The 22,816-nt window shown below is 64.5% G+C and carries 22 protein-coding genes and 2 tRNA genes; 13 read left to right on the top strand and 11 right to left on the bottom strand.

What is annotated here, in order from left to right; translation table 11 throughout:
- Positions 1-24 precede the first annotated feature (24 nt).
- A complete protein-coding gene (locus M2361_RS24045; protein ID WP_100852918.1) occupies positions 25-888 on the top strand; it encodes an IclR family transcriptional regulator in 864 nt (287 codons plus the stop codon).
- A 73-nt stretch (positions 889-961) separates the two neighbouring features.
- On the opposite strand, the gene M2361_RS24040 is transcribed toward M2361_RS24045, so the two are convergent.
- Positions 962-1,939 (bottom strand): tripartite tricarboxylate transporter substrate binding protein BugD, encoded by a 978-nt coding sequence (locus M2361_RS24040; protein WP_259252286.1) that lies wholly within the window; start codon positions 1,937-1,939, stop codon positions 962-964.
- A 383-nt stretch (positions 1,940-2,322) separates the two neighbouring features.
- On the opposite strand from M2361_RS24040, the gene M2361_RS24035 reads away from it, so the two are divergent.
- A complete protein-coding gene (locus M2361_RS24035; RefSeq protein ID WP_100852916.1) occupies positions 2,323-2,901 on the top strand; it encodes a phasin family protein in 579 nt (192 codons plus the stop codon).
- Between the two features lie 205 nt (positions 2,902-3,106).
- Here M2361_RS24035 and M2361_RS24030 read toward each other — a convergent pair whose 3' ends face one another.
- From M2361_RS24030 to M2361_RS24010, 5 genes are all read right to left on the bottom strand, one after another.
- On the bottom strand, positions 3,107-4,150 hold the full coding sequence (locus tag M2361_RS24030) for a quinone-dependent dihydroorotate dehydrogenase (protein ID WP_259252282.1): 1,044 nt from the start codon (positions 4,148-4,150) through the stop codon (positions 3,107-3,109).
- A gap of 64 nt (positions 4,151-4,214) precedes the next feature.
- Complete coding sequence (locus M2361_RS24025; protein WP_259252281.1) at positions 4,215-4,949, bottom strand: arginyltransferase; 735 nt, start codon at positions 4,947-4,949, stop codon at positions 4,215-4,217.
- Positions 4,950-4,989: 40 nt separating this feature from the next.
- Entirely contained in the window at positions 4,990-5,763 is a 774-nt protein-coding gene (aat, locus tag M2361_RS24020; protein ID WP_259252277.1) for a leucyl/phenylalanyl-tRNA--protein transferase, read from the bottom strand.
- Positions 5,760-6,341: an NUDIX hydrolase gene (locus M2361_RS24015; RefSeq protein ID WP_100852912.1), complete on the bottom strand. Its 582-nt coding sequence runs from the start codon at positions 6,339-6,341 to the stop codon at positions 5,760-5,762. The genes aat and M2361_RS24015 overlap by 4 nt, the downstream gene beginning before the upstream one ends.
- 10 nt (positions 6,342-6,351) lie before the next feature.
- Positions 6,352-7,284 carry a LysR family transcriptional regulator gene (locus M2361_RS24010; RefSeq protein WP_259252269.1) on the bottom strand — a complete coding sequence of 311 codons (933 nt, stop codon included), beginning with the start codon at positions 7,282-7,284 and terminating at the stop codon, positions 6,352-6,354.
- A gap of 128 nt (positions 7,285-7,412) precedes the next feature.
- Here M2361_RS24010 and M2361_RS24005 point away from each other — a divergent pair, with 128 nt between their 5' ends.
- Complete coding sequence (locus tag M2361_RS24005; RefSeq protein ID WP_259252268.1) at positions 7,413-7,814, top strand: DoxX family protein; 402 nt, start codon at positions 7,413-7,415, stop codon at positions 7,812-7,814.
- A 19-nt stretch (positions 7,815-7,833) separates the two neighbouring features.
- Here the strand turns inward: M2361_RS24005 and M2361_RS24000 are convergent, their stop codons facing one another.
- The 5 genes from M2361_RS24000 to M2361_RS23980 all read right to left on the bottom strand — a co-directional run bounded on the left by M2361_RS24000 (position 7,834) and on the right by M2361_RS23980 (position 10,378).
- The gene (locus M2361_RS24000; protein WP_259252266.1) at positions 7,834-8,424 is read right to left on the bottom strand and encodes a DUF2946 family protein; all 591 of its coding nucleotides are present in this window, start codon (positions 8,422-8,424) and stop codon (positions 7,834-7,836) included.
- A gap of 2 nt (positions 8,425-8,426) precedes the next feature.
- Positions 8,427-8,747 carry a hypothetical protein gene (locus M2361_RS23995; protein WP_259252660.1) on the bottom strand — a complete coding sequence of 107 codons (321 nt, stop codon included), beginning with the start codon at positions 8,745-8,747 and terminating at the stop codon, positions 8,427-8,429.
- A gap of 162 nt (positions 8,748-8,909) precedes the next feature.
- Positions 8,910-8,983 (bottom strand) — tRNA-Cys (locus tag M2361_RS23990).
- A gap of 55 nt (positions 8,984-9,038) precedes the next feature.
- Positions 9,039-9,114, bottom strand: a tRNA-Gly gene (locus M2361_RS23985).
- Between the two features lie 136 nt (positions 9,115-9,250).
- Positions 9,251-10,378, bottom strand: coding sequence for a GlxA family transcriptional regulator (locus M2361_RS23980; protein WP_259252264.1), 1,128 nt, complete (start codon positions 10,376-10,378; stop codon positions 9,251-9,253).
- Positions 10,379-10,669: 291 nt separating this feature from the next.
- Between M2361_RS23980 and M2361_RS23975 the strand changes: the two genes are divergently transcribed.
- From M2361_RS23975 to M2361_RS23930, 10 genes are read left to right on the top strand one after another with little or no spacing between them, the layout of a single operon-like run.
- Positions 10,670-11,947, top strand: a complete 1,278-nt coding sequence (locus tag M2361_RS23975) for a serine hydroxymethyltransferase (protein ID WP_259252262.1) — start codon at positions 10,670-10,672, stop codon at positions 11,945-11,947.
- 27 nt (positions 11,948-11,974) lie between these two features.
- Positions 11,975-12,961, top strand: a complete 987-nt coding sequence (locus M2361_RS23970) for a dipeptidase (RefSeq protein WP_259252259.1) — start codon at positions 11,975-11,977, stop codon at positions 12,959-12,961.
- A 12-nt stretch (positions 12,962-12,973) separates the two neighbouring features.
- The gene (locus M2361_RS23965; RefSeq protein ID WP_259252258.1) at positions 12,974-13,495 is read left to right on the top strand and encodes a 4-vinyl reductase; all 522 of its coding nucleotides are present in this window, start codon (positions 12,974-12,976) and stop codon (positions 13,493-13,495) included.
- 8 nt (positions 13,496-13,503) lie between these two features.
- Positions 13,504-15,567: an NADH:flavin oxidoreductase gene (locus M2361_RS23960; RefSeq protein WP_259252257.1), complete on the top strand. Its 2,064-nt coding sequence runs from the start codon at positions 13,504-13,506 to the stop codon at positions 15,565-15,567.
- A gap of 2 nt (positions 15,568-15,569) precedes the next feature.
- Positions 15,570-17,468 carry a (Fe-S)-binding protein gene (locus M2361_RS23955; RefSeq protein ID WP_259252255.1) on the top strand — a complete coding sequence of 633 codons (1,899 nt, stop codon included), beginning with the start codon at positions 15,570-15,572 and terminating at the stop codon, positions 17,466-17,468.
- Positions 17,468-18,574, top strand: a complete 1,107-nt coding sequence (locus M2361_RS23950) for an electron transfer flavoprotein subunit alpha/FixB family protein (RefSeq protein WP_310508935.1) — start codon at positions 17,468-17,470, stop codon at positions 18,572-18,574. The genes M2361_RS23955 and M2361_RS23950 overlap by 1 nt, the downstream gene beginning before the upstream one ends.
- Complete coding sequence (locus tag M2361_RS23945; protein ID WP_259252253.1) at positions 18,567-19,328, top strand: electron transfer flavoprotein subunit beta/FixA family protein; 762 nt, start codon at positions 18,567-18,569, stop codon at positions 19,326-19,328. The genes M2361_RS23950 and M2361_RS23945 overlap by 8 nt, the downstream gene beginning before the upstream one ends.
- A 9-nt stretch (positions 19,329-19,337) precedes the next feature.
- Positions 19,338-20,615 (top strand): aromatic ring-hydroxylating dioxygenase subunit alpha, encoded by a 1,278-nt coding sequence (locus M2361_RS23940; RefSeq protein WP_259252249.1) that lies wholly within the window; start codon positions 19,338-19,340, stop codon positions 20,613-20,615.
- 9 nt (positions 20,616-20,624) lie between these two features.
- Positions 20,625-21,740 carry a hybrid-cluster NAD(P)-dependent oxidoreductase gene (locus M2361_RS23935; RefSeq protein WP_259252248.1) on the top strand — a complete coding sequence of 372 codons (1,116 nt, stop codon included), beginning with the start codon at positions 20,625-20,627 and terminating at the stop codon, positions 21,738-21,740.
- Positions 21,741-21,756: 16 nt separating this feature from the next.
- Positions 21,757-22,809: a GlxA family transcriptional regulator gene (locus tag M2361_RS23930; protein WP_259252247.1), complete on the top strand. Its 1,053-nt coding sequence runs from the start codon at positions 21,757-21,759 to the stop codon at positions 22,807-22,809.
- Positions 22,810-22,816 lie beyond the last annotated feature (7 nt).

Below are 22,816 nucleotides of genomic sequence, written 5' to 3'. Positions count from 1 at the left end.
TGCGGCGCTAGCCTTATCTAACCTATGCCCCGTCTTTCGACACCCCGCACTCCCTTGGACGCCGAGACCGAAGGCGCGTCCAGCCATCCCATCGCCATCCAGGTGATCGAGCGCGCCATGCGTCTGCTGGATGCCCTGGCCGCGCAGCAGGATCCCGTCACGCTGAAGGAATTGTCGGCCACCACGGGGCTGCATGCGTCCACCGCGCACCGCATTCTTAATGACCTGGTCGTGGGCCGCTACGTTGAGCGCGTCGACAACGGCCTGTACCAGTTGGGCATGCGGCTGCTGGAATTGGGGTCATTGGTAAAGGGCCGTCTGAATGTTCGCGAGGCCGCCATTTCGGCCATGCGTTCCCTGCACAAGCTTACCGGGCAGACGATCAACCTGTCGGTGCAGCAGGGGGATGAAATTGTCTATATCGACCGGGCCTGGAGCGAGCGCTCCGGCATGCAGGTGGTGCGCGCCATCGGGGGGCGCGCGCCGTTGCACCTGACGTCGACGGGCAAGCTGTTCCTGTCCACCGGCGACACGCGGCAGGTGCGCGCCTACGCGCTGCGTACCGGTCTTGCCGGCCATACGCGCAACAGCCTGACCGACCTGGACCGCCTGGAACGGGAATTGGCGCTGGTGCGACGCCACGGCTATGCGCGCGACAACGAAGAGCTTGAGCTGGGTGTGCGTTGCATCGCCGCGGGTATTTTCGATGACACCGGCAAGTTGGTGGCCGGGCTGTCCATCTCGGCGCCCGCCGAACGCTTGCAGGACGATTGGATCAAGGCGCTGGTCGACACCGCTGCCAGTATTTCCGAAGCGCTGGGTTACGAGCCCTCGGTTTCCACCGGCTTCAATGGTTTGGGTATGGCCGCGGAAGCCCTGCGGCCTTAGAGCGGGCAGAGCTTGCCCCCATGAGGAAAAAGAAAAGCCCCTTGCGGGGCTTTTCTGGTTCTTGCCTACTGCATTATTGGGGCTCAAGGCCCGCTTTCTTGAACAGTTCGGCCCATTGCGGGACTTGCTGCTTGACCTTGGCCTCAAGCGCCTGCGGGTTGGCTTCCGCGGTCAGCACCGAGGCGCCAAGCTGCTTCATGCGTTCCTGGAACTTGGGGTCGGCCAAGCCGGCTTGCAGGCTCTTGACCAGTTTGTCCACCACCGGCTTGGGCGTGCCCTTCGGCACCCACATTCCGTGCCAGATACCCACTTCGAATCCCTTGTAGCCGGACTCGTCCATGGTGGGCAGGTTGGGCAGCGTGGGCACACGCTTCAGGCTGGTCACGGCGTAGGCCTTGACCTTGCCGCTTTCGATCTGCTGCGTGGTGTTGGTGGTCTGGTCGCACATCAGGTCCACCTGCTTGCCCAGCAGGTCGTTCATGGCCGGGGCCGTGCCCTTGTATGGAATCGTCAGCAACTGGACGCCGAGTGCTTCAACCAGCATGGTGCCGCACAGATGGCTGGCCGCGCCGATGCCGGCGTTGGCAAGCGACACCTTGTCCTTGTTCTTTTTGACGTAGTCGGCCAGTTCCTTGATGTTGTTGGGCGGGAAGTCCGACCGCGCGACGATGGTCATGGGCACGTCAACCACCAGGCCGACGGGCTCGAAGCCCTTGAACGGATCGTAGCCAGGGTTCTTGTACAGCGAGGGCGCGGTCGTGAAGCCGGCGTGCATCAGCAGGACGGAATAGCCGTCCGGCTGGGCGCGTGCAACCTGCGTCGTGCCGATGGTGCCACCGGCGCCGCCCTTGTTTTCGACCACGACCGTCTGTCCCAGGCTTGGCCGCATGGCTTCCGCCAGGGAGCGGGCAACGTTGTCGGTGGGGCCACCCGCGGCGAACGGCACGACCATATTGATGGGGCGTTCCGGATATTCCGCTTGGGCGGCGCCGGCCGCGAACATGGCGCTGGCCGCGAGCAGGGCCGAAAGCGTGCGGGGAATTAGGGTCATGAAGTCTCCAATTGCAGGGTTTTGCTTGCTGCGATTTAGTTATTGACCGCTGATTTATGGTTTGTTTTTTCTGTCATCAGCGTGCAAGCAGTTTAGAAAAGAATTGATACGCCGTCATGTCCGGTATTTCCCGAATCATGGGAAAAACTTGTCTAGGATCAAAGACGTGCGAACCTGTGCACCGTTAAAGTGCAAATACTTGTTGCGTTGCACAAAAACTGCTTGACAACAATTTCTGCCAGTCTAGAATGTGAATTGTGCAGTGCATCAAACGGGCCGGCGGTAGCTTGTAGTACCAGTTTCCGCGCACGTTTTTATCTTTCGTCGCAGACAACCAATCCTTCTTGCCGGAAAGCGTCCGGCTACCTCTAAAGGAGCATTCTATGAGCGCAATTCCGCAACAAGTCCTGGACCGCCAAAAGGCCAGCATCAACACTTTCGTGGCTGCCCAGTCCGCCGTTTTCGCTGGCTTTGAAAAGCTGGTCGAACTGAATATGAAGGTCGTGCGCGCCACGCTGGACGAAGTCGCCCAGAAGTCGCAGCTAGCCTCTGAAGTCAAGGATCCGCAGGAAGCCGCCGCGTTTGCCTCGGGCCTGCTGCAGCCGGGCGCTGAAAAGGCCATGGCCTACACCAAGCACGTGTATGACATCGTTGCCGGTGTGCAAGGCAGCCTGGTCAAGCTGACCGAAGAGCAAATCGCTGAAAGCCAGCAGCAACTGAGCGAAGCCGTCGACCAACTGTCGAAGAACGCTCCGGCTGGTTCCGAAAGCGCAGTCGCCCTGATCAAGTCCTCGCTGGCCACCGCGACCAGCGCTTACGATTCCGTGACCAAGGCCGCCAAGCAGGCTGCTGAAGTTGCCGAGTCGAACCTGAATGCCGCCGCCAACGCGACCTTCAAGGCAGCAACGGATGCCGCCGATGCCGCCACCAAGGTTGCCAGCCGTAGCCGTCGCACCGCCTGAGTCTTGGCGCGCGATGCTGCGCAAATCCCAGTAATGTAGTACTGTTGAGTGACAGAGCAGAGCTGGAATTAGGGCCACCCACAGGGTGGCCCCTTTTTTTTGCCTGGCGCTATTGGCCGGGTGCACAGGGGAAGCACTCCCTGGGTGCACTCGGGAAGCCCCAAGTGCGCACTTCGGAAGCACCCGGGGCACACCTTTTTGACTTCTAGCGCTTTGCCGTCGCCCGCACGCACTCGCCGACCAGGGCGGGGCCGCGGTAGATCAGGCCCGTGTACAGCTGCACGGCATCCGCGCCGGCCGCCATTTTTTCGCGCGCTTGCTGGCCCGACAGCACGCCGCCCACGCCAATGATTGCCAGGCTGTCGCCCAGTTGTTCCTTCAGGCGGCGTATCACTTTCAATGACAGTTCATGCACCGGCGCGCCCGACAGGCCGCCGGCTTCTTCGGCGTGCGCCTGGCCCGCGACTGCGTCGCGCGACAGCGTGGTGTTGGTGGCGATAACGCCGTCGATGCCGTGGCGCGGCAGCGTATCGGCAATGGCGTCGATCTGTTCTTGCGTCAGGTCCGGGGCGATCTTCACCGCCATGGGCACGCGGCGCTGGTGCTGGTCTTCCAAGGCCCGGCGCTTGTCGGCCAACTGCGCCAGCAACGCCGATAGTTCGTCGCCGCTTTGCAGCGCGCGCAGATTCTTGGTGTTCGGCGACGAAATATTCACCGTCACGTAGTCGGCATGCGGGTACACCCCTTCCAGGCCGATCAGGTAATCGTCGGCGGCGCGCTCGATGGGCGTATCCGCGTTCTTGCCGATATTCAGGCCCAGGATGCCGCCTTGCTTGCGCCACTGGCTGCGTTGCACGTTGGCCAGAAAGGCGGGCAGGCCCTGGTTATTGAAGCCCAGGCGGTTGATCAGCGCATTGGCGCGCGGCAACCGGAACATGCGCGGCTTGGGGTTGCCGGGTTGCGCGCGCGGGGTCACTGTGCCCACCTCGATAAAACCAAAGCCCAGGTTGCCCAGCGCATCGATATAGGCGCCGTTCTTGTCCAGCCCCGCCGCCAACCCGACCGGGTTTTCCAGCTGCATGCCCATCAGCGTGCATGGCGCCTTGGGCTGCGCATGCATCAGCTTGCGCGTGGCGCCGCATTCATACGCGCGTTGCAGGCCCGACAGCGTAACTTCGTGGGCGGTTTCCGCGTCCATGGCGAACAACGCCGGGCGGGCCAGGGGATAGGCGTGGAAGAGGATAGACATGGGGCGGAATTGTAGAGCGAATTTCGCCGCGCTTGCGCTAAACCCAGGCTACCCCGGAATCAAGTCAAAGGGACGGATTGGCCTGGTCCCGCCATTCGCCATCGACCAGGAACTGCGCGGGATGGAAGCTGGACTTATAAGACATCTTGCGGCTCTCGGCGATCCAGTAGCCCAGATAGAGCCAGGGCAGGTTCAGCGTGCGGCACTGCTCGATCTGCCACAGGATGCTGTAGGTGCCCAGGCTGCCTTCGATGTCGGGGTCATAGAAGGTGTAGACCGACGACAGCCCGTCATCCAGCACGTCGATGATCGACACCATCATCAGCACGCCCTCGGGGTCACGAAATTCCACCAGGCGCGTGTTGACCCGGCTGGTCAGCAGGAACTGCGCGTACTGCGTGCGGCTGTCTTCGTCCATGCCGCCGCCCGGGTGCCGGCCCTGCTGATAGCGCGTGTAGAGCCGATAGTGTTCGGGCGACCAGGCCAGTTCTGCCACGAACGACTGCAGGGATTGATGGTCACGCCAGGCGCGCCGTTGGCTGCGGTTGGGCGCGAAGCCCGCCGTGTCCACGCGCACGGGCACGCAGGCACGGCAATTGTCGCAATGGGGCCGGTACGTGAACAGCCCGCTGCGGCGAAATCCTTGTTCGACCAACTGCGAATAGGTGCCCGCGTTGATCAGATGGCCCGGCGCGGCAACCTGCGACCGCGCCTGGCGACCCGGCAGATAGCTGCAAGGGTAGGGAGCGGTTGCGTAGAACTGCAGCGTGGAGAAGGGGAGTTCTTTGAGCTGGCTCATGGAGTAGTGCGCATCGCGCGGTACGTCCGCGATGAGATGGCTACATATTAACGCTTAAGTCGCCGCCGGATGGGGCGTCCGGCAGCAGGCGCGCGGCGCTGTCCAGGGTGCCCCGCGCCCAGAAAATCGGGGGCTGTGCCGTGGCATGGCGGACGTACTCGAGGAACTGCGCGCGCGGGATCGGGCGGGCGCCCAGGCTGGCCAGATGCTGTGTCTGCTGCTGGCAATCAATGCGTTCCACGCCTTGCGCCGCCAGATAGCGCACCAGGTAGGCCAGGGCGATCTTTGACGCGTTGGGCGCGCGGGTGAACATGGATTCGCCGAAGAACATGCGGCCCAGGCTGATGCCGTACAGGCCGCCGGCCAGTTCGCCGTCGATCCACGTTTCGATACTGTGCACATAGCCCGCCCGGTGCCAGTCCGCATACGCCTGCTGCATGGCGCTGGTGATCCAGGTGCCCGGCTGCCCGTCGCGCGGGGCCGCGCATTGCGCCATGACGTCGGAAAAGACGGTGTCCACCCGCACCTGCACGCGCGGCTGCGCGTCAAGTTCCTGGCTGGCAATTTGCCGCAGCAGCTTGCGCAGTGAATGGGAGGGGGAAAAATCCTTGATCGCCAGCACCATGCGCGGGTCCGGGCTCCACCACAGCACGGGCTCGCCTTCCGAATACCAGGGAAAGATTCCGTTGGAATACGCCTGGATCAGGCGGTCGGTGGATAGGTCGGCACCAGCCGCGAGCAGGCCGTCAGGTTCCGTCAGCGCATATTCCGCGGGCGGAAACGGAGTGTCGACGGCAAGCCAGGGAAGCTTCAACGGTGCGATTCTAGGGTGTAGTGATGGGGGACGAACGCGCCTTGCTTGCGGTCGTCGAAGTAATGGCGCAGCGTGGTCGCCACGGTGCGAAACGCCAGATCGTCCCAGGGAATGTCGGCTTCGTCGTACCAGCGGGCTTCCAGGCTTTCGGGGCCGGGATCCAGTTCGGGCCCCAGCGCCTGGGCCAGGTAGAACACGTGTACCTGATCGATCTGCGGCAGGTCGATCATGGTGTAGAGCTCGCCCAGTTGGATGCGCGCACCCGATTCCTCAAGCGTTTCGCGGGCCGCGCCTTGGGCCGTGCTTTCGCCCAGCTCCATGAAGCCGGCCGGCAGCGTCCAGGTGTTGTATCGCGGTTCGATCGCGCGCCGGCACAGCAGCACGCGGTTTTCCCAAACGGGCACCGTGCCGACCACCAAACGCGGGTTTTGGTAGTGGATGGCGCCGCAGTGATCGCAGATGTCGCGTTCACGGTTGTCGCCTTCCGGCACCCGGCGGTTGACGGGCGTGCCGCACTGGCTGCAAAAAAGCGAACGGCGGGGGGCGGGGAAGTATTCGATGGACGATTTGGCGGTCATGGGCTCGATTCTAACGGCTGCGGCGCGGACCGGCGCGTCCCCCGGTGGCGGCTGGGGTGGCGCCGCCGAACCGTTCTTCCAGGTGCTCGACGAACGACCTCACCTTGGGCGACAGAAACCGGCGATGCGGGTAGATGGCGTACATGGAAATCGGGGTGTGCGCGTAGTCGGCCAGCAAGGCCACCAGTCGGCCGGCGCGGATATCGTCGCCGACCAGGAATTCGGGTTGCAGAATAATGCCATGGCCGGCCAGCGACGCGGTGCGCAGCACGTCGCCGTTGTTGGCGCGTAACGCGGCGGTGATGCGCACCAGATGCGTGACCCCGTCTTTTTCGAAGTGCCATTCATTGCCGGTACTGGCATAGGCGTAGTGCAAGCAACGGTGCTGCTTCAGGTCTTCGGGCGTCTTTGGCGTGCCATGGTGCTTCAGGTAGGCGGGGGCGGCGCAAACCAGCAATTGCTGCGGGGCCAGGGGGCGTGCCACCAGCGACGAGTCTTGCAGCGGCCCGATCCGCACCGCCACGTCGTAGCCGTCTTCCACCAGGTCCACCACGCGGTCGTTCAGGTCCAGGTCGATGACTACGTCGGGATAGCGTTGCAGATATTCCGCAATGGCGGGCCCCAGATGCAGAATGCCGAACGACACCGGCGCACTGACCCGAAGGCGCCCGCTGGGGCGCTGGCCCTCGGCCTGTAGCGACAACTCCAGATCCGCCACCTCCGCCAGAATCGGGCGCACCCGCTCGTAGAACGCGCGCCCGGCGTCGGTCATGCTGAGTTTGCGCGTGGTGCGGTTCAGCAGGCGTACACCGTACTTCTGTTCCAGATAGGCAATCTGCCGCGTCACAACGGAGCGCGCCTGGCCCATCTTGTCGGCCGCCGCCGCAAAAGAGCCCAATTCAACGACCTTGGCGTAGGTCTGCATCGCGGTGTGGGTATCCAAGATTGTTTCCTAACGGGGAACAATAATTTGCAATTCTGCAGGTTTATCTTTGTTTTTGGAATCGCAAGAATAGCGCCCTTGGAAGGATCTCCCGTGTCGGGAGATTCCCAACCGCACAAGGAATTGCAATGATCGATACCCGTACCGCGCCTTACGCCGCGCTGCTGCTGCGCGTGGCGCTTGGCGTCATGTTCCTGGCCCACGGCCTGACCAAGCTGCTGGTGTTCACGCTGCCCGGCACCGCGCAGTTCTTCGCCAAGATCGGTTTCGCCGGCTGGCTGGCCTATCCCGTCACGTTCTTCGAAGTGGGTGCCGGCGTGCTATTGATTTTGGGCATCGTGCCGCGCTGGGTGGCGGCGATCGCGGTGGTGCAATTGTTCGTGGCGTCCACCGTGCACTTTGGCAATGGCTGGGGCTTTGGCAATGCCGGCGGGGGTTGGGAATATCCGATCTTCCTGACCATGGCCGCCGCCGTGCTGGTGCTGCTGGGTGATGGCAAGTTTGCCCTGGTCAAGAGCGGGCGCGGCTGACAGAACCCGCGCTGGCGAATCAGCCAGCCGGATTGGGATCGAACCCCAGGCGTCGCGCTACATCCTGCCGCGTAATCGCGCACAGGGGCGCGGCGGCGTACACGCCAGGCCAGGAAACCGAGATCGTCGTGTCAGGCGCAAGGTCGGCCAAGGTCTCAATCAGTGGGGCCCCATTCTCGGTACACAGTTTGTCCAGCACCGCGGGCAGGTCGCGGTCCAGCAACAAGCCGGCGCCTGCCTGGGTGACCGCGTACAACTGGCCCGCGTCGTCCAGCCACCAGCTACTGATGGCGTCGACCGCCACATCTGTGTGCGTGAGCAGGCGCCGGTTGTCGTCGCTCAGGCGAAGCACGAACGGCGCGCCGTCCAGGCGCACGAAGACCCGCTGCGGCCCATTCTGGAAATACCAGCGGCCCGCGTCGTCATGTTCATAGTTGCGGTTGATGAAGTCCAGGATCTGGGTATTGGTAATGGATTCGCCCGCGCCGCCTTGCGCGGCCTGGCCCTGCGGATGCAGGCGCCACCGGCCGCGTCCGTCCAGCGACAGCCAGCCAAACACCGCCGGCACGTTGGGCCAGCGGGCGAGCGCGTCCTTTACCGATTGATCCATGTTCAGGGCCGAATGATGATGGAAGGCGGCGTGATGACAATGGCGGGGGCCGCCATCGGCACGACAACCTGAGGCTGTGCATAGTACCCGTGCCGATAATCATCGCGGCACTTGCGCTTTTCCTGGTATTCGCCGTTGCGCTTCCATTTGCGCTCGACCTTGCACGCGCCGTCCCAGTATTTTTCCTTGTACTCGCGTCCGTGGCGATGGTGATGGCGGTCGTCGTCATCGGCCTGGGCAGCTATCGGTGCAAGCGACAGCAAGGCGGCGGTCGACAGGGCAAGCATGGGCGAACAGGCGCGGGAAATCAGAATGCGGTGCATGGCGTCGACGTGAGTGGAAAACGGCGTCACCTTAGCAATCATTCGATTGTCAGCGCGTAGGGATGCGTAACGAGTTGCGAGAGGCGGGGGGCGGGGTAGGAGGCTCGACTGTGCCGCGCCAGAAAACAAAAAGGCCCGCATCGCTGCGAGCCTTAAAGATACTGGAGGCGCAAGCCGGAATCGAACCGACGTACACGGATTTGCAATCCGCTGCATAACCACTCTGCCATTGCGCCAGCACTTGCAAGAAAAAAGGAAGCGCGGTGTTGGCCGATGCTTCCTTCTTGTATTTGGAGCGGGAGACGAGTCTCGAACTCGCGACCTCAACCTTGGCAAGGTTGCGCTCTACCAACTGAGCTACTCCCGCGTTGTACTACTGTCGTACAGCTATTGCTGCACTGCCACTGCTGAAATTCATGAAAATTTTCAGCGGGTTTCGGTGAAATTCGAGAAGCTTTCCTCGAAGGCCGTGTTCACCAAAGACAGCGATTATACACAGAATCTCAGGCTTGTGTAGCGCTGCGGGTGGCGCGGGGAAAAAAGGCGTTCGGGTCCAGGTCCGTGCTCAGGCCAGCCCCCAATCTGGCATCCAACCCGGCCCCCGATCCCGGCGCCGATCCTGGTCCCAACGCCGGGCCATGCCGATCGTGGTCAAACGACTGCGGATTGCGTCGTTCCGAGCTGGGGGCGGCCCCATACAGCGCCCGGTACGTCTTGCTGAAATGACAGGCCGACTGGAAGCCGCAGGCGGACGTGATGCTGGTGATCGACATCGGCGTCTGGCGCAGCAGTGCGCGTGCGTGGCGCAACCTCAGGCTTAGATAGTGCTGCTTGGGCGTAGTGCCAAGGTGTTCGCGGAACAACCTTTGCAATTGCCGCTGCGAAGCCCCCGACAGATGCGCCAGCTCGTCCAGCGACAGCGGCTCTTTCAGGTTGACCTCCATCAGCGCGATGACCTCGGCCAGCGCGGGATGCGCGGCGGGCATGCGCATCGATGCGGGCATGCGCTGCTTGTCCTTGTGGTCGCGCACATGTCCGATGGTGAACTGGTTGGCGATCAGGGCGACGATGCTGGCGCCGACCGATTCCCCCACCAGGTTCAACATCATGTCCAGCGGCGCGGTGCCGCCCGTGCACGTGATGCGGTCGCGGTCGATCACGAACAGGTCTTGCGACAAGCGGCTTTTGGGGAATTCACGTTGCAGCATTGCCAGGTCTTCCCAGTGCGTCGCGCAACGGTAGCCGTCGAGCAGCCCGGCACGCAGCAGCGCGTGGGCGCCCGTGCACAGACTGCCCAGCGTCACATCGCGCGCGGCCAGGTGTTGCAGCCATTGCAACGTGGCGCGGTCGAAGTCGGCGTTTGCGCGCGTGCCGCCGCAAACGAACACGGCGTCGGGCGGATCGGCATCGTTCGGCACGCTGGCGTGTACGGCCAGCCCGTTGCTGGCCGCGACCGGCCCGGATGAAGCGCTGACGATGGACCATCGGTAATAAGGCCGGCCCAGCAAATGGTTGGCCATGCGCAGCACTTCAATCGCGGTCATGAACGACAGCATGGTGAATTGCGGCAAGGGCAGGAAACCGAAGTGCCGAAGATGCTGGCGATCCGGGCTCGGCAAGCGTGCATTCATGGCGAGGCTCCTTGGTCGGATGTGGGCGCACTGGGATGCCGGCTCGAAGGATTCGGCATGGGACCGTTGCATCGTAGGCCAGCCGCGCGCTCGTGCCCTTAGGACGAATACGAAAATTTGCAGAACATTGATGCAGGCGGCTTGCCGGCCCATGGCGATTGCCGTTGTCGTAATCGGACAAGATCTGGTCCGGTTCAGATAACAGCGTCCAGGACCTTTGGGAAAGAATGCTCCACACGGCCGGTTCATGCCGGATTTCCGAACGTCATTGCTACCGAAGGCAGGGTCGTCATGTTCCAGTCCTCGTCGTCTTTTTTCTCCGCGCCGCTGGCCAAGCGCGACCCTGTCGTGATGGCCATGCAGGAACGCGAACTGCGCCGCCAACAGACGCAAATCGAACTGATCGCATCTGAAAATCTGGTGTCCCGCGCCGTGATGGAAGCGCAGGGCTCGGTGTTGACCAACAAGTACGCCGAAGGCTATGTGGGGCGGCGCTTCTACGGTGGCTGCGAACACATGGACGAGGTGGAATCGCTGGCGCTGCTGCGCGTCCGCGAGCTGTTCCAGGCCGACTACGCCAACGTGCAGCCGCATTCGGGCGCCCAGGCCAACGGCGCGGTCATGCTGGCCTTGCTGGAACCCGGCGACACCGTCCTGGGCATGTCGCTGGATGCCGGTGGGCACCTGACCCACGGCGCGCGGCCCGCGATGTCGGGGCGCTGGTTCAACGCCGTGCAGTACGGCGTGCGCCAATACGACAGCCTGATCGACTACGACGAAGTGCGGCGCCTGGCGCTGGCGCACCGGCCCAAGCTCATCATCGCGGGCTTTTCCGCCTACCCAAGGCAGCCGGACTTCGCCCGCTTTCGCCAGATTGCCGACGAGGCCGGGGCGCTGCTGATGGTGGACATGGCGCATATTGCCGGCCTGGTCGCGGCCGGCAAGCATCCAAGTCCGTTCCCGCATGCGCACGTCGTGACCTCGACCACGCATAAGACGTTGCGCGGTCCAAGAGGCGGCTTCATCCTGACCAACGACGGCGCAATCGCCAGGAAGATCAATTCCGCGGTGTTCCCCGGGCTGCAAGGTGGCCCGCTGATGCATGTGGTGGCGGCCAAGACGGTGGCCTTCGGCGAGGCCCTGCAAACGGACTTCAAGCGCTACATCGACCGCGTCCTGATCAATGCGAAAACGCTTGGCCACGTGCTGATGGCGGGCGGCATCGACCTGGTTTCGGGCGGCACGGACAACCACCTTCTATTGCTGGACCTGCGTTCCAAGGGGCTCACGGGCGCCCATGTCGAGCGCACCCTTGAGCAGGCGGGTATCACCTGCAACAAGAACGGCATTCCTTTCGATACGCAAAGCCCGTCAGTGACTTCCGGCATCCGCCTGGGCACGCCGGCAGCCACGTCGCGCGGGTTCGGCGAGGACGAATTTCGCGCCATCGGGGAAATGATCGTCCACGTGATCGACATGCTGGCCACCAGCCCAGACGAGCACGAAGCCACCGAGCGACGGATCCGAGCCGAGGTCCAGGCGCTCTGCCAGCGCCATCCCATCTACTGAACGGCACCTTTCCCGGGGGGGAACCGCATGACTACGCTTCATCAGAAAAGTATGGTTATCGACGGCCTGATCATCTCGAAATGGGACCGGTCCGTGTTCAAAGACATGAAGCGGGGCGGGTTGACGGCCGCCAACTGCACGGTGTCGGTATGGGAAGGGTTCGAACAAACCGTCGCCAACATCGCCGCCATGAAAGCGCTGATTCGCGCCAATGAAGACCTGGTGACCTTGGTGCGCACCACCGAAGATATCCGCCAGGCCAAGCGCGACGGCAAGACGGGCATCATCCTGGGCTTTCAGAACGGCCACGCATTCCAGGACAACCTGGGCGCGGTTGAAGCCTTTGCCGACATGGGGGTGCGCGTGGTCCAGCTTTGCTACAACACCCAGAACCTGATCGGCACGGGATGCTACGAACGTGACGGCGGCTTGTCCGGCTACGGCCGCGAAGTCGTCGCCGAAATGAACCGGGTCGGCATCATGGTGGACTTGTCCCACGTAGGCGCCACGACGTCCGAAGAGGCGATCCTGGCTTCTTCCAAACCCGTGTGCTATTCGCACTGCCTGCCGGCCGGGCTGAAAGAGCACCCGCGCAACAAGAGCGACGCGCAGTTGCGCTTTATTGCAGAGCGCGGCGGGTTCATCGGTGTGACGATGTTTCCGCCCTTTCTCAAGCGCGGCGTGGAATCCACCGTGGACGACTATGTCGAGGCCATCGGCTATGTCGTCGACCTGGTCGGCGAAGACGCGGTGGGCATCGGCACCGATTTCACGCAAGGGTATGGCCAGCCATTCTTCGATTGGCTGACGCACGACAAGGGCCGCCATCGTCGGCTGACGGACTTCGGCGCCATCCGCAACCCCGAGGGCATTCAGACCATCGGCGAATTCCCCAATCTGACCGCCGCGATGCAGCGCGCGGGCTGGAGCGAGATCCACATCCGGAAAATCCTGGGCGAGAACTGGCTGCGCGTGTTTGGCGAAGTCTGGCCCTCGGGCGTGCAGGCAGCTTAAGGAGCGGTGAAGATGAATCCCCAGGTTCCGATCAACGTCAACGAGCAGACGGGCGTCTGGAGCACGGACGGCATGCCGATGCTGTATGTGCCACGACATTTCTTCATCAACAACCATGCGGCTGTCGAAGCCGCGCTGGGGCACGAGGCCTACGCGCGCATCCTGTACGGCGCCGGACATCGTTCCGCTTACCACTGGTGCGAGCAGGAAGCGCGCGAACATCGCCTGGCCGGCCTTGCCGTCTATGAGCACTATCTGACGCGGCTGTCGCAACGAGGCTGGGGCCTGTTCAGGCTGACCGATGCCGATCCCACCGCGATGACCGCGCGCATCGTGTTGCGCCATTCCGCCTTCGTGCTTGGCCAACCACAGGCGGCCGGCAAGTGTTGCCACATGTTCTCGGGGTGGTTCGCGGGGGCCATGGACTGGCTTGCCGACCAGCACGGTGGCGCCACGCGGGCGCAGTGCGTGGAAAGCCAGTGCGCCGCGGAAGGGCACGCGCACTGCGAATTCACCGTTAGCCCTGTCGCCTGAGGCCGGTCATGCGTTATCCCCATTTGTTTGCGCCGTTGACGCTGAACCGGTTGGTGCTGCGCAACCGCATCGTCAGTACCGCACACGCCGAGGTGCATGCGGAACCCGGCGGCCTGCCCGGTGACCGCTACATCGCCTATTACGAGGAAAAGGCGAAGGGCGGCCTGGGTCTTGCCATCTGCGGCGGGTCCAGCCCGGTGTCGCAAGACAGTCCGCAAGGCTGGTGGCGGTCGGTCAACCTGACGACCGACCGCGTCATCGAACCGCTGGCAAAACTCAGCGGCGCCATGCACCGCCAGGGCGCCAAGGTCATGATCCAGGCAACGCACATGGGAAGGCGATCGGCCTGGCATGGCGAACACTGGCCGCATCTGCTGTCACCGTCCGGCGTGCGCGAGCCCGTGCACCGGGGCAACGCCAAGACCATCGAAGTGGAAGAGATCGGGCGCATCATCGGCGACTTCGCCGCGGCCGCCAAGCGGGTGCAGCAGGCGGGCATGGACGGCATCGAGATATCGGCCGCGCACCAGCATCTGATCGACCAATTCTGGAGCCCGCGCACCAACTTCCGCAACGACGCCTATGGCGGCAGCCTGCGCAATCGTCTGCGCTTTGGGCTGGATGTGTTGCAAGCCGTCCGCGAAGCCGTGGGCGCGGATTTCTGCGTGGGCCTGCGCATGTGCGGCGATGAATTCCACGACGACGGCCTTGACCACGAAGCCTTGCGCGAGATTGCGCAAGCCATGGCCGAGACGGGGCTGATCGACTACCTGGGTGTGATCGGGTCGGGGGCGGACACGCACAATTCCCTGGCCAATTGCATGCCGCCGATGGCGCTTCCGCCCGAACCCTTTGCGTATCTGGCGGCCGGCATCAAGTCGGTGGTGCGAATACCGGTGATGCACGCGCAAAGCATCCGCGACGCGGTGCAGGCCGAGCGCCTGCTGGCCGCGGGCCACGCCGACCTGGTCGGCATGACGCGCGCCCACATTGCGGACCCGCACCTGGTCGTGAAAATCCGCGACGACCGCGAAGACGAGATCAAGCAGTGCGTCGGTGCCAATTACTGCATCGATCGGCAGTACGACGGCCTGGACGTGCTGTGCATCCAGAATGCGGCGACCGCCCGCGAAGAGACCATGCCGCACGTGGTTCCACGTTCACGCGGCCCACATCGAAAAATAGTGGTGGTGGGCGCCGGCCCGGCAGGCATGGAGGCCGCGCGCGTCTGTGCTGAGCGCGGGCACGACGTTGTGCTGTTCGAGCGGGGCGCGGCCATGGGCGGCCAGATCCTGCTGGCGGCAAAGGCGCCGCAGCGCGAGCAGATGGACGGCATCGTGCGGTGGTTTGCGCTGGAACTCAAACGCCTGGGCGTGGACTGCCGGCTGGATACGCTGGCCACCGAGGACATGGTGTTGGCGCAGCGTCCCGATATCGTGGTGCTGGCCACGGGCGGCTTGAGCCACGTGCACGAACAGCCGGACTGGGGCGTCGCACGCGGGCTGGCGGTCAGCGGCTGGGACATCCTGTCGGGCGCGGTCGAGCCCGCTCGCAACGTATTGGTCTATGACGGCGTCAGCACGCACGCAGGCGCGGGCGTGGCCGACTTTCTGGCCAGCCGGGGCGCACAAGTAGAGATCGTGACGCCCGACCCCAAGGTGGCCGACGACGTGGGCGGCACCACCTTCCCGATCTTCTATCGCCGCCTGTATGCGCGGCAGGTTGTGTTAACCCCCAACCATTGGCTCCTGCGTGTCAGCGCCGAGGGTGACAAGAAAGTCGCGCTGCTGCGCAACGAATACACCGAAGAGCGCGAAGAACGCCTGGTCGATCAGGTGGTCATTGAAAACGGCATCACGCCCAACGACGCGCTTTACGGCATGCTCAAGCGCAAGTCCGCCAACATGGGGCAGACCGACGTGCATGCGCTGTACGCGGCCGACCCGCAACCCGCGCTTGGCCAGCCCTTGGGCGATGGCCGATTCCTGCTCTTTCGCGTGGGCGATTGCGTGTCGATGCACAACATCCACGCGGCCATCTACGACGCTTTGCGGCTGTGCAAGGACTTCTGATCATGCAACCGTTCGCCATCGCCATTACCGTGCTGTTCTGGCTGTCGCTGCTGGGTCTGGGCGTGGGTGGCTTGCGCCGGGCCGCGCTATGGCGCGTGGGCCGTGCCGCACCGGTGCGCTGGCGCGACCTGCTGGCCGTGCCCAAGCGGTATTTCGTCGATCTGCATCGCGTGGTGGCGCGCGATCCCTACATCGCCCGTACGCACGTGGCGACGGCCGGCGCCGCCGTGGCCGCGATGGCGCTGGTGGCAGTGAACTACGGCCTGGCGTTGTACGTTCCGGCCTTGGACCATGCCATCGCCGTGGCGGCGCTGGTGATGCTGGGCGGCCTGCTGTTCGTTTGGCATCGGCGTCGCCAGCCGCCCGCGCGCTTGTCGCGCGGGGTGTGGAGCCGTCTGCCCTGGATGCTGGGCGCCTTCGCGTTGGGTCTGCTCTTGCTTGGTGGGGTGTCGACGACGTTGCTATCGGGCGCGGCGGGCGTCGCCACCGTGGCGCTGCTGGCGCTGGGCGCGTGGGAACTGACGGTGGGCGTGGCCCGTGGGGGGCCGATGAAGCACGCGTTGGCGGGCCTGCTGCATCTGGCTTTTCATCCTCGGCCAGAACGATTCGGCTGCGCGTCACCCGGCCAGAAGGCGGCCTTGCGCCCGCTGCCGTTGCTTGCCGACCCGGCGTCCGCGCCCTTGGGCGTGGGCAAGCCGGCGTCCTTCGCCTGGAACCAACTGCTGAGCTTTGATGCCTGCGTGCAGTGCGGCAAATGCGAAGCCGCCTGCCCGGCGTATGCGGCGGGCCAGCCCTTGAATCCCAAGAAACTGATCCAGGACATGGTGGTGGGCATGGCGGGCGGATCGGACGCCGCGTACGCCGGCAGCCCCATGCCGGGCCGGCCCGTGGGCAACTGCAAGGGCGGGGCCCATAGCGCCATCGTGCCGGGGCTGCTCGCCGCCGAATCGTTGTGGGCCTGCACCACCTGCCGCGCCTGCGTGCACGAATGCCCCATGCTGATCGAACACGTCGACGCCGTTATCGACATGCGTCGCCAGCAGACGCTTGAGCATGGCGCGGTGCCTGGCACGGCACCCACGGTGCTGGCCAACTTGCGCGAAACGGGCTCGGCCGGGGGCTATGACCTGGGCGCGCGCTACCACTGGGCAGTGGACCTGGATGTGGCGGAGGCTCAGCCCGGCAAACCCGTGGACGTGTTGTTGATTGCCGGCGAGGGCGCATTCGGTCTGCGCTACCAGCGCAGCCTGCGGGCACTGGTCAAGGCGATGCGCGCGGGTGGGGTGGACTTTGCGGTGCTGGGCGCTTGCGAGACCGACACCGGCGACGTCGCTCGACGCCTGGGCGATGAGGCCACCTTCCAACTTCTGGCCGGCCGCCTCATGCGGACCTTGTCGCACCTGACGTTTGAGCGCATCGTCACGGCCGACCCGCACATCTTGCACAGCCTGCGCAACGAATACCCCGCGCTGGGCGGCCATTACCACGTACTGCACCACACCACCCTGCTGGCGCAGTTGGCGGGCACGGGCCGCTTGCGGCTGAAGCCGGCCGACAACTCCGCGCCCCTGACCTATCACGACCCCTGTTATCTGGGCCGCTACAACGGCGAGACCGAGGCGCCGCGTGAGCTATTGCGCCACTTGGGTATGACGGTCAACGAAATGACACGCCATGGGTTGAATGGGCGCTGCTGCGGAGGTGGTGGCGGGGCCGCGCTGACGGATATTCCGGGCGAACGGCGCATTCCCGACATTCGCATCCAGGACGCCCGCGACGTGGGCGCACACCGGGTGGTGGTCGCCTGCCCAAACTGCACGGCCATGCTGGAAGGCGTGGTTGGGCCAAGGCCGGACGTGCGCGATATCGCGGAACTGGTGGCCGACGCCTTGGAGGCATGATGCATCGCATACGCAGAGTCGATCCGCGCAGGCCCCACACCGTAACGGAAGCGGGAATCCGGCGCATCGTGCTGGGCGAAGGCAGCCCGTCATCGGGCCCGAACATGCAGGCTGATACCGAAATAAAGCCCTTACGTGCCGCCGAGGCACGGCGCGGCATGCTCGCCGTGGCGCACAGCGACCGTGGCCAACTGGACTCGCACGCGCGTCAGGCCGTGGCCGCCGCCGCCCTGCTTGCCGAGCAAGACACCTTCGTGCATTTGCTGGTTTTCGGCGAATTCGACGGCGATGCCGGGGCACTGGGCGCGGACCGCCTCACCGTCATCACCGCGCCGCCCGCCTATGCGCCTGATGCCGAACTGGCCATCTTGATGGCGCTGATGGAGCGTGACCGCCCGCTGCATGTCTTCCTGCCTGACAACGGCCTGCCCGACGGCGACCTGGGCCGGCGCTTGGCGGCAGCCACGGGCGATACCGCGGCGGCCCATGTGGTGGAACTTAGCGCCGATAGCGTGGCCAGCCCCTATCTGCGGGCGGGCCTGCGCCGGGCGCGCCAGGCCTTGCCGCGCATCGTGCTGCTGGCGCCGGACGCCATCGATGACCGTCTGCCCTTCGTCGGGCAGGGCGAGAGCGCGCGCGTCATGCCGCTGCCGATGAACTCGGCCTACCGCGATCAGGGCACTCGCACGCTACCCGCAACGGAAGTGGGCCTGGAAGAGGCCGACCTGATCGTGTCGGCGGGCAATGGCGTGCGCGACTTGTCCGGCTTCCAGGCCTTGGCCGACGCGTTGGGCGCAGCGGTGGGCGCCAGCCGGGTCGCGGTTGACGATGGGCGCTTCTCGCGGGGCCAGCAAATCGGCGCCACGGGCAAGACGGTCAGCGCCAGCGCGTACCTGGCATTCGGCATCTCGGGCGCGGTGCAGCATCTGCAAGGCATCAAAGATTGCCGGCACGTCATTGCAGTCAACCTGGACGCCAGCGCGCCGCTGGTCAGGCGCGCCGATCTCAGCATCATCGACGACACCAAACGGGTAGCCGAGGCACTACTGGCCGAAGTCAGGCAGGCGCGTGCCGCCCGTCGCAACCCCAAGGCCAGCCATGACTAAGCCGCGCATCGTGGTGCTGGTATCGGTGGGCGAACACCCCGTCAGCGCGGTGGCGCGCTCAAGCCGCAATGACGCGCTTGCGCTGGCATTGGCGCGGATGCTTGCGGGCGGTGACGTGGATGTGGTCCACGCGGGCGACCCCGCCGCCCCGGCGCTGCGCGACTACCTGGCGCTGGGCGCAGCCGTGATCGAGGCGATTGACGTTGCCCCTGGCCGCGACGTGCTGCAAGCATTGGCTGAGCACGTGCGCGACTACGACCTGGTGCTCTGCGGCACGCGGGCGGAAAGTGGCGCGGGCAGCGGCCTCCTGCCTTATCTGCTGGCGCAGGCGCTGCACAGGCCGCTGTTGCCCGCCGTCTTGTCGGCCGAGAACCACGCGGGCAGCGTCGTCACGCAGCAATGGCTGCCCAAAGGCAGGCGGCGTGAAGTCGCCGCCACGCTGCCGGCAGTGCTGGCGGTGCATCCCCTGGCCTCGTTGGACCTGCGCCACGTCTATGCACGGCAGCGCGCCGGCCGGATCGTGGCGCGCGAGTCAACGGCGGTGGCCGCTCCGCTTGCCCCGCTGCGGATCGAAGCGGCGCATGGGCGCCCGCGCAAGCTGGCGGCGCGCGAATCTCGGTCGGGCCACGCCCGGCTATTGGCCGCGATCACGATGGAAAGCCGCGGCGGGGCCGTCATCACCGACGGCAGCCCTCTTGAGAAGGCGCAGGCGGTCATCGCCTATCTGCGCACCCACAGCCTGATCGATTACTGAGGTGGATCAATGACCTTCATCAAGCAGATTCCCGTTGTTCGCCAGCCTGTAGACGACTCGGTCCGCGCGATGATCGCCCGGCGCCGTCAGGGCTACAGCCTTGAGGCCGATTTCTACCTGAGTCCAGCCATCTTCGATGTAGACATGGAAGAGATATTCGGGCGCCACTGGATATTCGTGGCCGTCGAACCTGACATTCCTGAACCCGGGGACTATCTGGCGGTGGAGGTGGGGCGGCAGTCCGTGGTGTTGGTTCGCGACGACGAAGGGCAGGTGCGTGCGTACCACAACGTATGCCGGCATCGCGGCGCGCGCCTTTGCGTGCAGCCGCAGGGCTCGGTTGGCAACCTGGTGTGTTCCTACCATCAATGGACGTACACGCTGAACGGCAAGCTGGCCTACGCCGAGCATATGGGCGACGGGTTCGACAAGAGCGGCTACAGCCTGAAGCCCGTGCGGGTCCAGAGCCTGAGCGGCCTGATCTTCATCTGCCTGGATCCGGACGCACCGGACGACTTCGCCGTGATGCGCGAACAGGTGGAGCCCTACCTGCGGCCGCACCAGATACGCGACTGCAAGGTTGCCGCGCAGATCGACATCATTGAAGAGTGCAACTGGAAGCTCACCATGGAGAACAACCGCGAGTGTTATCACTGCGCGGTGAATCATCCCGAGCTGACCGTGTCGCTGTTCGAATTCGGTTTTGGCTATCAGCCATCGCCAGCGAACGCCGAGCAAATGGCGCACTTCGACCGGATATCGGCAGAGCGTTGCCAGGAATGGGAGGCCGCCGGCCTGCCCTCGGCCGAGCTTGAGGCGCTGGACGGCTGTGTCACGGGCTTCCGCGTTCGGCGGCTGCCGCTGGACCTTGCCGGGGAATCCCAGACGCTGGACGGCAACGCGGCGTCGAAGAAGTTGCTGGGCGGGTTGTCGCGGCGCGACCTGGGGGGCTTGTCTGTATGGACGCAGCCCAACGCCTGGTTTCACTTGATGAGCGACCACATCGTGGCCTTCTCGGCGCTGCCGCTGGGGCCCGAAAAGACGCTGGTGCGCACCCGTTGGTTGGTACACAAGGACGCGGTTGAAAACGTGGACTACAGCGTCGACAACCTGACCGCCGTGTGGCGCGCCACCAATGCGCAAGACCGCGCGCTGGTCGAGCTTTCGCAGAAGGGGGTGCGCAGCCCGGCGTATCAGCCCGGACCTTATTCGCCTTACACCGAGAGCCTGGTCGACAAGTTCTGCAATTGGTATGTCGGCCGCCTGGCGGCCCGCTACGTGGATTAAGAGGCCGCCATGCCGCACGCGCTTTTACGCATCCATCAGCCCGGCTTCTGGCAGCGGCTGCCTTCACCGTGGGACAGCAACGTCGAGGAAACCCTGCTTTGCTGCCAGGTGCGGCAAGAGACGGCCGATGTAAAGAGCTTCTACTTTCGCTCGCGTGCCGGGCATGCGTTTCAGTTTTCGCCCGGACAATTCCTGACGCTGGAGCTGGACATCGACGGCGAACCGTTCAACCGCTGCTACACGATTTCGTCTCCGCCGACTCGGCCGCACACCTTGTCCATTACGGTCAAGCGGGTGCCGGGGGGAAAGGTGTCGAACTGGTTGCATGATTGCCTGGAAGTGGGGGATGTGTTGCGGGTGCTGGGTCCGGCGGGCGAATTTTCGTCGGCCCTGCATCCCGCCCCGCGATATCTTTTCCTGTCGGCCGGCTCCGGTATCACGCCCCTGATGTCCATGGTGCGCACCCACCGCGATCTCTGCGATGACCGCGATACGGTGTTCGTGCATAGCGCCCGCACGCCGGACGACATTATTTTCAGCCGCGAGCTAGCCCTGCTGTCGGCAAGCCAGCGCCACTTCCGCGCGCACTTCGTCTGCGAATCGCTGGGCCAGCACGCAGGATGGCACGGGCTGACCGGGCGCCTGAGCCTGCCGCTGCTGGAACTGATGGCGCCTGATTTCCTGCGGCGCGAAATTTTCGTTTGCGGGCCCGCGCCCTACATGCTGGCGGTGCGTGACATGCTGGAGTCGGCTGGCTTTGACATGGCGCACCATCACGAAGAGAGCTTCTCGTTTGAAGCGCTGTCCAAGCCAACCGAGGCCGCCGATTCCACCGACACCGCATTGGCAAGCGCGGCCGAACCCGCCTTCAGCATCCACTTCCAGAAAAGCCAGCGCACCATACAATGCGCGGCCGGTCAGCCTTTGCTGGACGCCGCGCGTGACGCGGGCCTGCGGCTGGCGGCGTCTTGTACGCAGGGCCTGTGCGGCACCTGCAAGGTGCGCTTGCTGGATGGGCGGGTGGATATGCGGCACCAGGGCGGAATCCGCCAGCGCGAGATCGATCAAGGCATGGTGTTGCTGTGCTGTAGCCGTCCGCTAAGCAATTTGCTCATCGATAAGTGATGGGGATCAAGATTCAATGACTACGCACCGAGCTTTCGCGCGCCTTTCTGCTGAGTCCTGGCCCGAGTCTCAACCCGAGCTACAGCCCGATCCCGAGCCCGCGCGGCACACCGCCGGCGCGCCCCAGCTGCATTTCGGATTCTTGCTGCTGCCGAAGTTTTCGATGATTGCGTTTTCCGGGGCGGTGGAAGTGCTGCGCATGGCCAACTACGTCAGTCGGCGCGAGCTCTACCGCTGGTCGGTCATGACGCTGGATGGCGCGGAAGTCGAAGCCAGCAACCACTTGCCGATCGGGCCACTGGCTCCTTCCGGAAGGGAAGACGGCTGGGACGCGGTATTCGTCTGCGGCGGCATACAGGTGCAGGACCACGTCACCGAGCCCGTCGTCAGGCTGCTCCACGGCCTGGCCCGGCAAGGCGTGGCGCTGGGCGGCATCTGTACAGGCAGCTATGCGCTGGTCAAGGCTGGCCTGATGGCAGGTTATCGCTGCGCCATGCACTGGGAAAACCTGTACGCCGTGCGCGAGGAATTCCCTTCCGTTGAACTGACCGACGAACTGTTTGCGATCGACCGCGACCGCCTGACCAGTTCGGGCGGCACCGCGCCCATCGACCTGATGCTGGGCATTACGGCGGAGCGCTTCGGGATGGCGCTGGCCGACGGCGTGTCAGAGCAGTTCGGCCTGGATCGGATCCGCGCGTCCACCGAGCCGCAGCACATTCCCATGGTGGCCAGGGTCGGGTTCAACCGCGAAGAGCTGGTCAACGTGGCCCAACTGATGGAAGCGCATATCGAAGACCCGCTGACGTTCAAGCAGATTGCCGGCCAGATAGGCCTGTCGCAGCGGCAGTTGCAGCGCATGTTCAAGTACTACCTGGGGATGTCGCCGATGCGCTACTACCTGTGGTTGCGGCTGCTGCGCGCCCGCGAACTATTGCTGCAGACGCGCATGACCATCATGGGCGTGACGGTAGCCTGTGGTTTTCAGTCGCCTTGCCATTTCAGCAAGGCGTACCGCGCTCGCTTCGGCCGTTCGCCCAGCAGCGAGCGGCGCTTCATTCGAGGCTAGGGCGGGG

This window comes from Achromobacter sp. JUb104, assembly GCF_024806975.1.
Taxonomy (GTDB): domain Bacteria; phylum Pseudomonadota; class Gammaproteobacteria; order Burkholderiales; family Burkholderiaceae_B; genus Achromobacter; species Achromobacter spanius.
This window is presented reverse-complemented; position numbering and strand designations above follow the sequence as displayed.

Excerpts from the sequence above, each read along its gene's own strand:
- M2361_RS23950 (WP_310508935.1), top strand. The coding sequence starts at position 17,468 with ATGCATCGCATACGCAGAGTCGATCCGCGCAGGCCCCACACCGTAACG.
- M2361_RS23945 (WP_259252253.1), top strand. The coding sequence starts at position 18,567 with ATGACTAAGCCGCGCATCGTGGTGCTGGTATCGGTGGGCGAACACCCC.
- M2361_RS23975 (WP_259252262.1), top strand. The coding sequence starts at position 10,670 with ATGTTCCAGTCCTCGTCGTCTTTTTTCTCCGCGCCGCTGGCCAAGCGC.
- M2361_RS23970 (WP_259252259.1), top strand. The coding sequence starts at position 11,975 with ATGACTACGCTTCATCAGAAAAGTATGGTTATCGACGGCCTGATCATC.
- M2361_RS23935 (WP_259252248.1), top strand. The coding sequence starts at position 20,625 with ATGCCGCACGCGCTTTTACGCATCCATCAGCCCGGCTTCTGGCAGCGG.
- M2361_RS23930 (WP_259252247.1), top strand. The coding sequence starts at position 21,757 with ATGACTACGCACCGAGCTTTCGCGCGCCTTTCTGCTGAGTCCTGGCCC.
- M2361_RS24030 (WP_259252282.1), bottom strand. The coding sequence starts at position 4,150 with ATGTCTATCCTCTTCCACGCCTATCCCCTGGCCCGCCCGGCGTTGTTC.
- M2361_RS24040 (WP_259252286.1), bottom strand. The coding sequence starts at position 1,939 with ATGACCCTAATTCCCCGCACGCTTTCGGCCCTGCTCGCGGCCAGCGCC.
- M2361_RS23960 (WP_259252257.1), top strand. The coding sequence starts at position 13,504 with ATGCGTTATCCCCATTTGTTTGCGCCGTTGACGCTGAACCGGTTGGTG.
- M2361_RS24025 (WP_259252281.1), bottom strand. The coding sequence starts at position 4,949 with ATGAGCCAGCTCAAAGAACTCCCCTTCTCCACGCTGCAGTTCTACGCA.
- M2361_RS23995 (WP_259252660.1), bottom strand. The coding sequence starts at position 8,747 with ATGCACCGCATTCTGATTTCCCGCGCCTGTTCGCCCATGCTTGCCCTG.
- M2361_RS24035 (WP_100852916.1), top strand. The coding sequence starts at position 2,323 with ATGAGCGCAATTCCGCAACAAGTCCTGGACCGCCAAAAGGCCAGCATC.
- M2361_RS24015 (WP_100852912.1), bottom strand. The coding sequence starts at position 6,341 with ATGACCGCCAAATCGTCCATCGAATACTTCCCCGCCCCCCGCCGTTCG.
- M2361_RS23940 (WP_259252249.1), top strand. The coding sequence starts at position 19,338 with ATGACCTTCATCAAGCAGATTCCCGTTGTTCGCCAGCCTGTAGACGAC.
- M2361_RS23980 (WP_259252264.1), bottom strand. The coding sequence starts at position 10,378 with ATGAATGCACGCTTGCCGAGCCCGGATCGCCAGCATCTTCGGCACTTC.
- M2361_RS23965 (WP_259252258.1), top strand. The coding sequence starts at position 12,974 with ATGAATCCCCAGGTTCCGATCAACGTCAACGAGCAGACGGGCGTCTGG.
- M2361_RS24045 (WP_100852918.1), top strand. The coding sequence starts at position 25 with ATGCCCCGTCTTTCGACACCCCGCACTCCCTTGGACGCCGAGACCGAA.
- M2361_RS24000 (WP_259252266.1), bottom strand. The coding sequence starts at position 8,424 with ATGGATCAATCGGTAAAGGACGCGCTCGCCCGCTGGCCCAACGTGCCG.
- M2361_RS24005 (WP_259252268.1), top strand. The coding sequence starts at position 7,413 with ATGATCGATACCCGTACCGCGCCTTACGCCGCGCTGCTGCTGCGCGTG.
- M2361_RS23955 (WP_259252255.1), top strand. The coding sequence starts at position 15,570 with ATGCAACCGTTCGCCATCGCCATTACCGTGCTGTTCTGGCTGTCGCTG.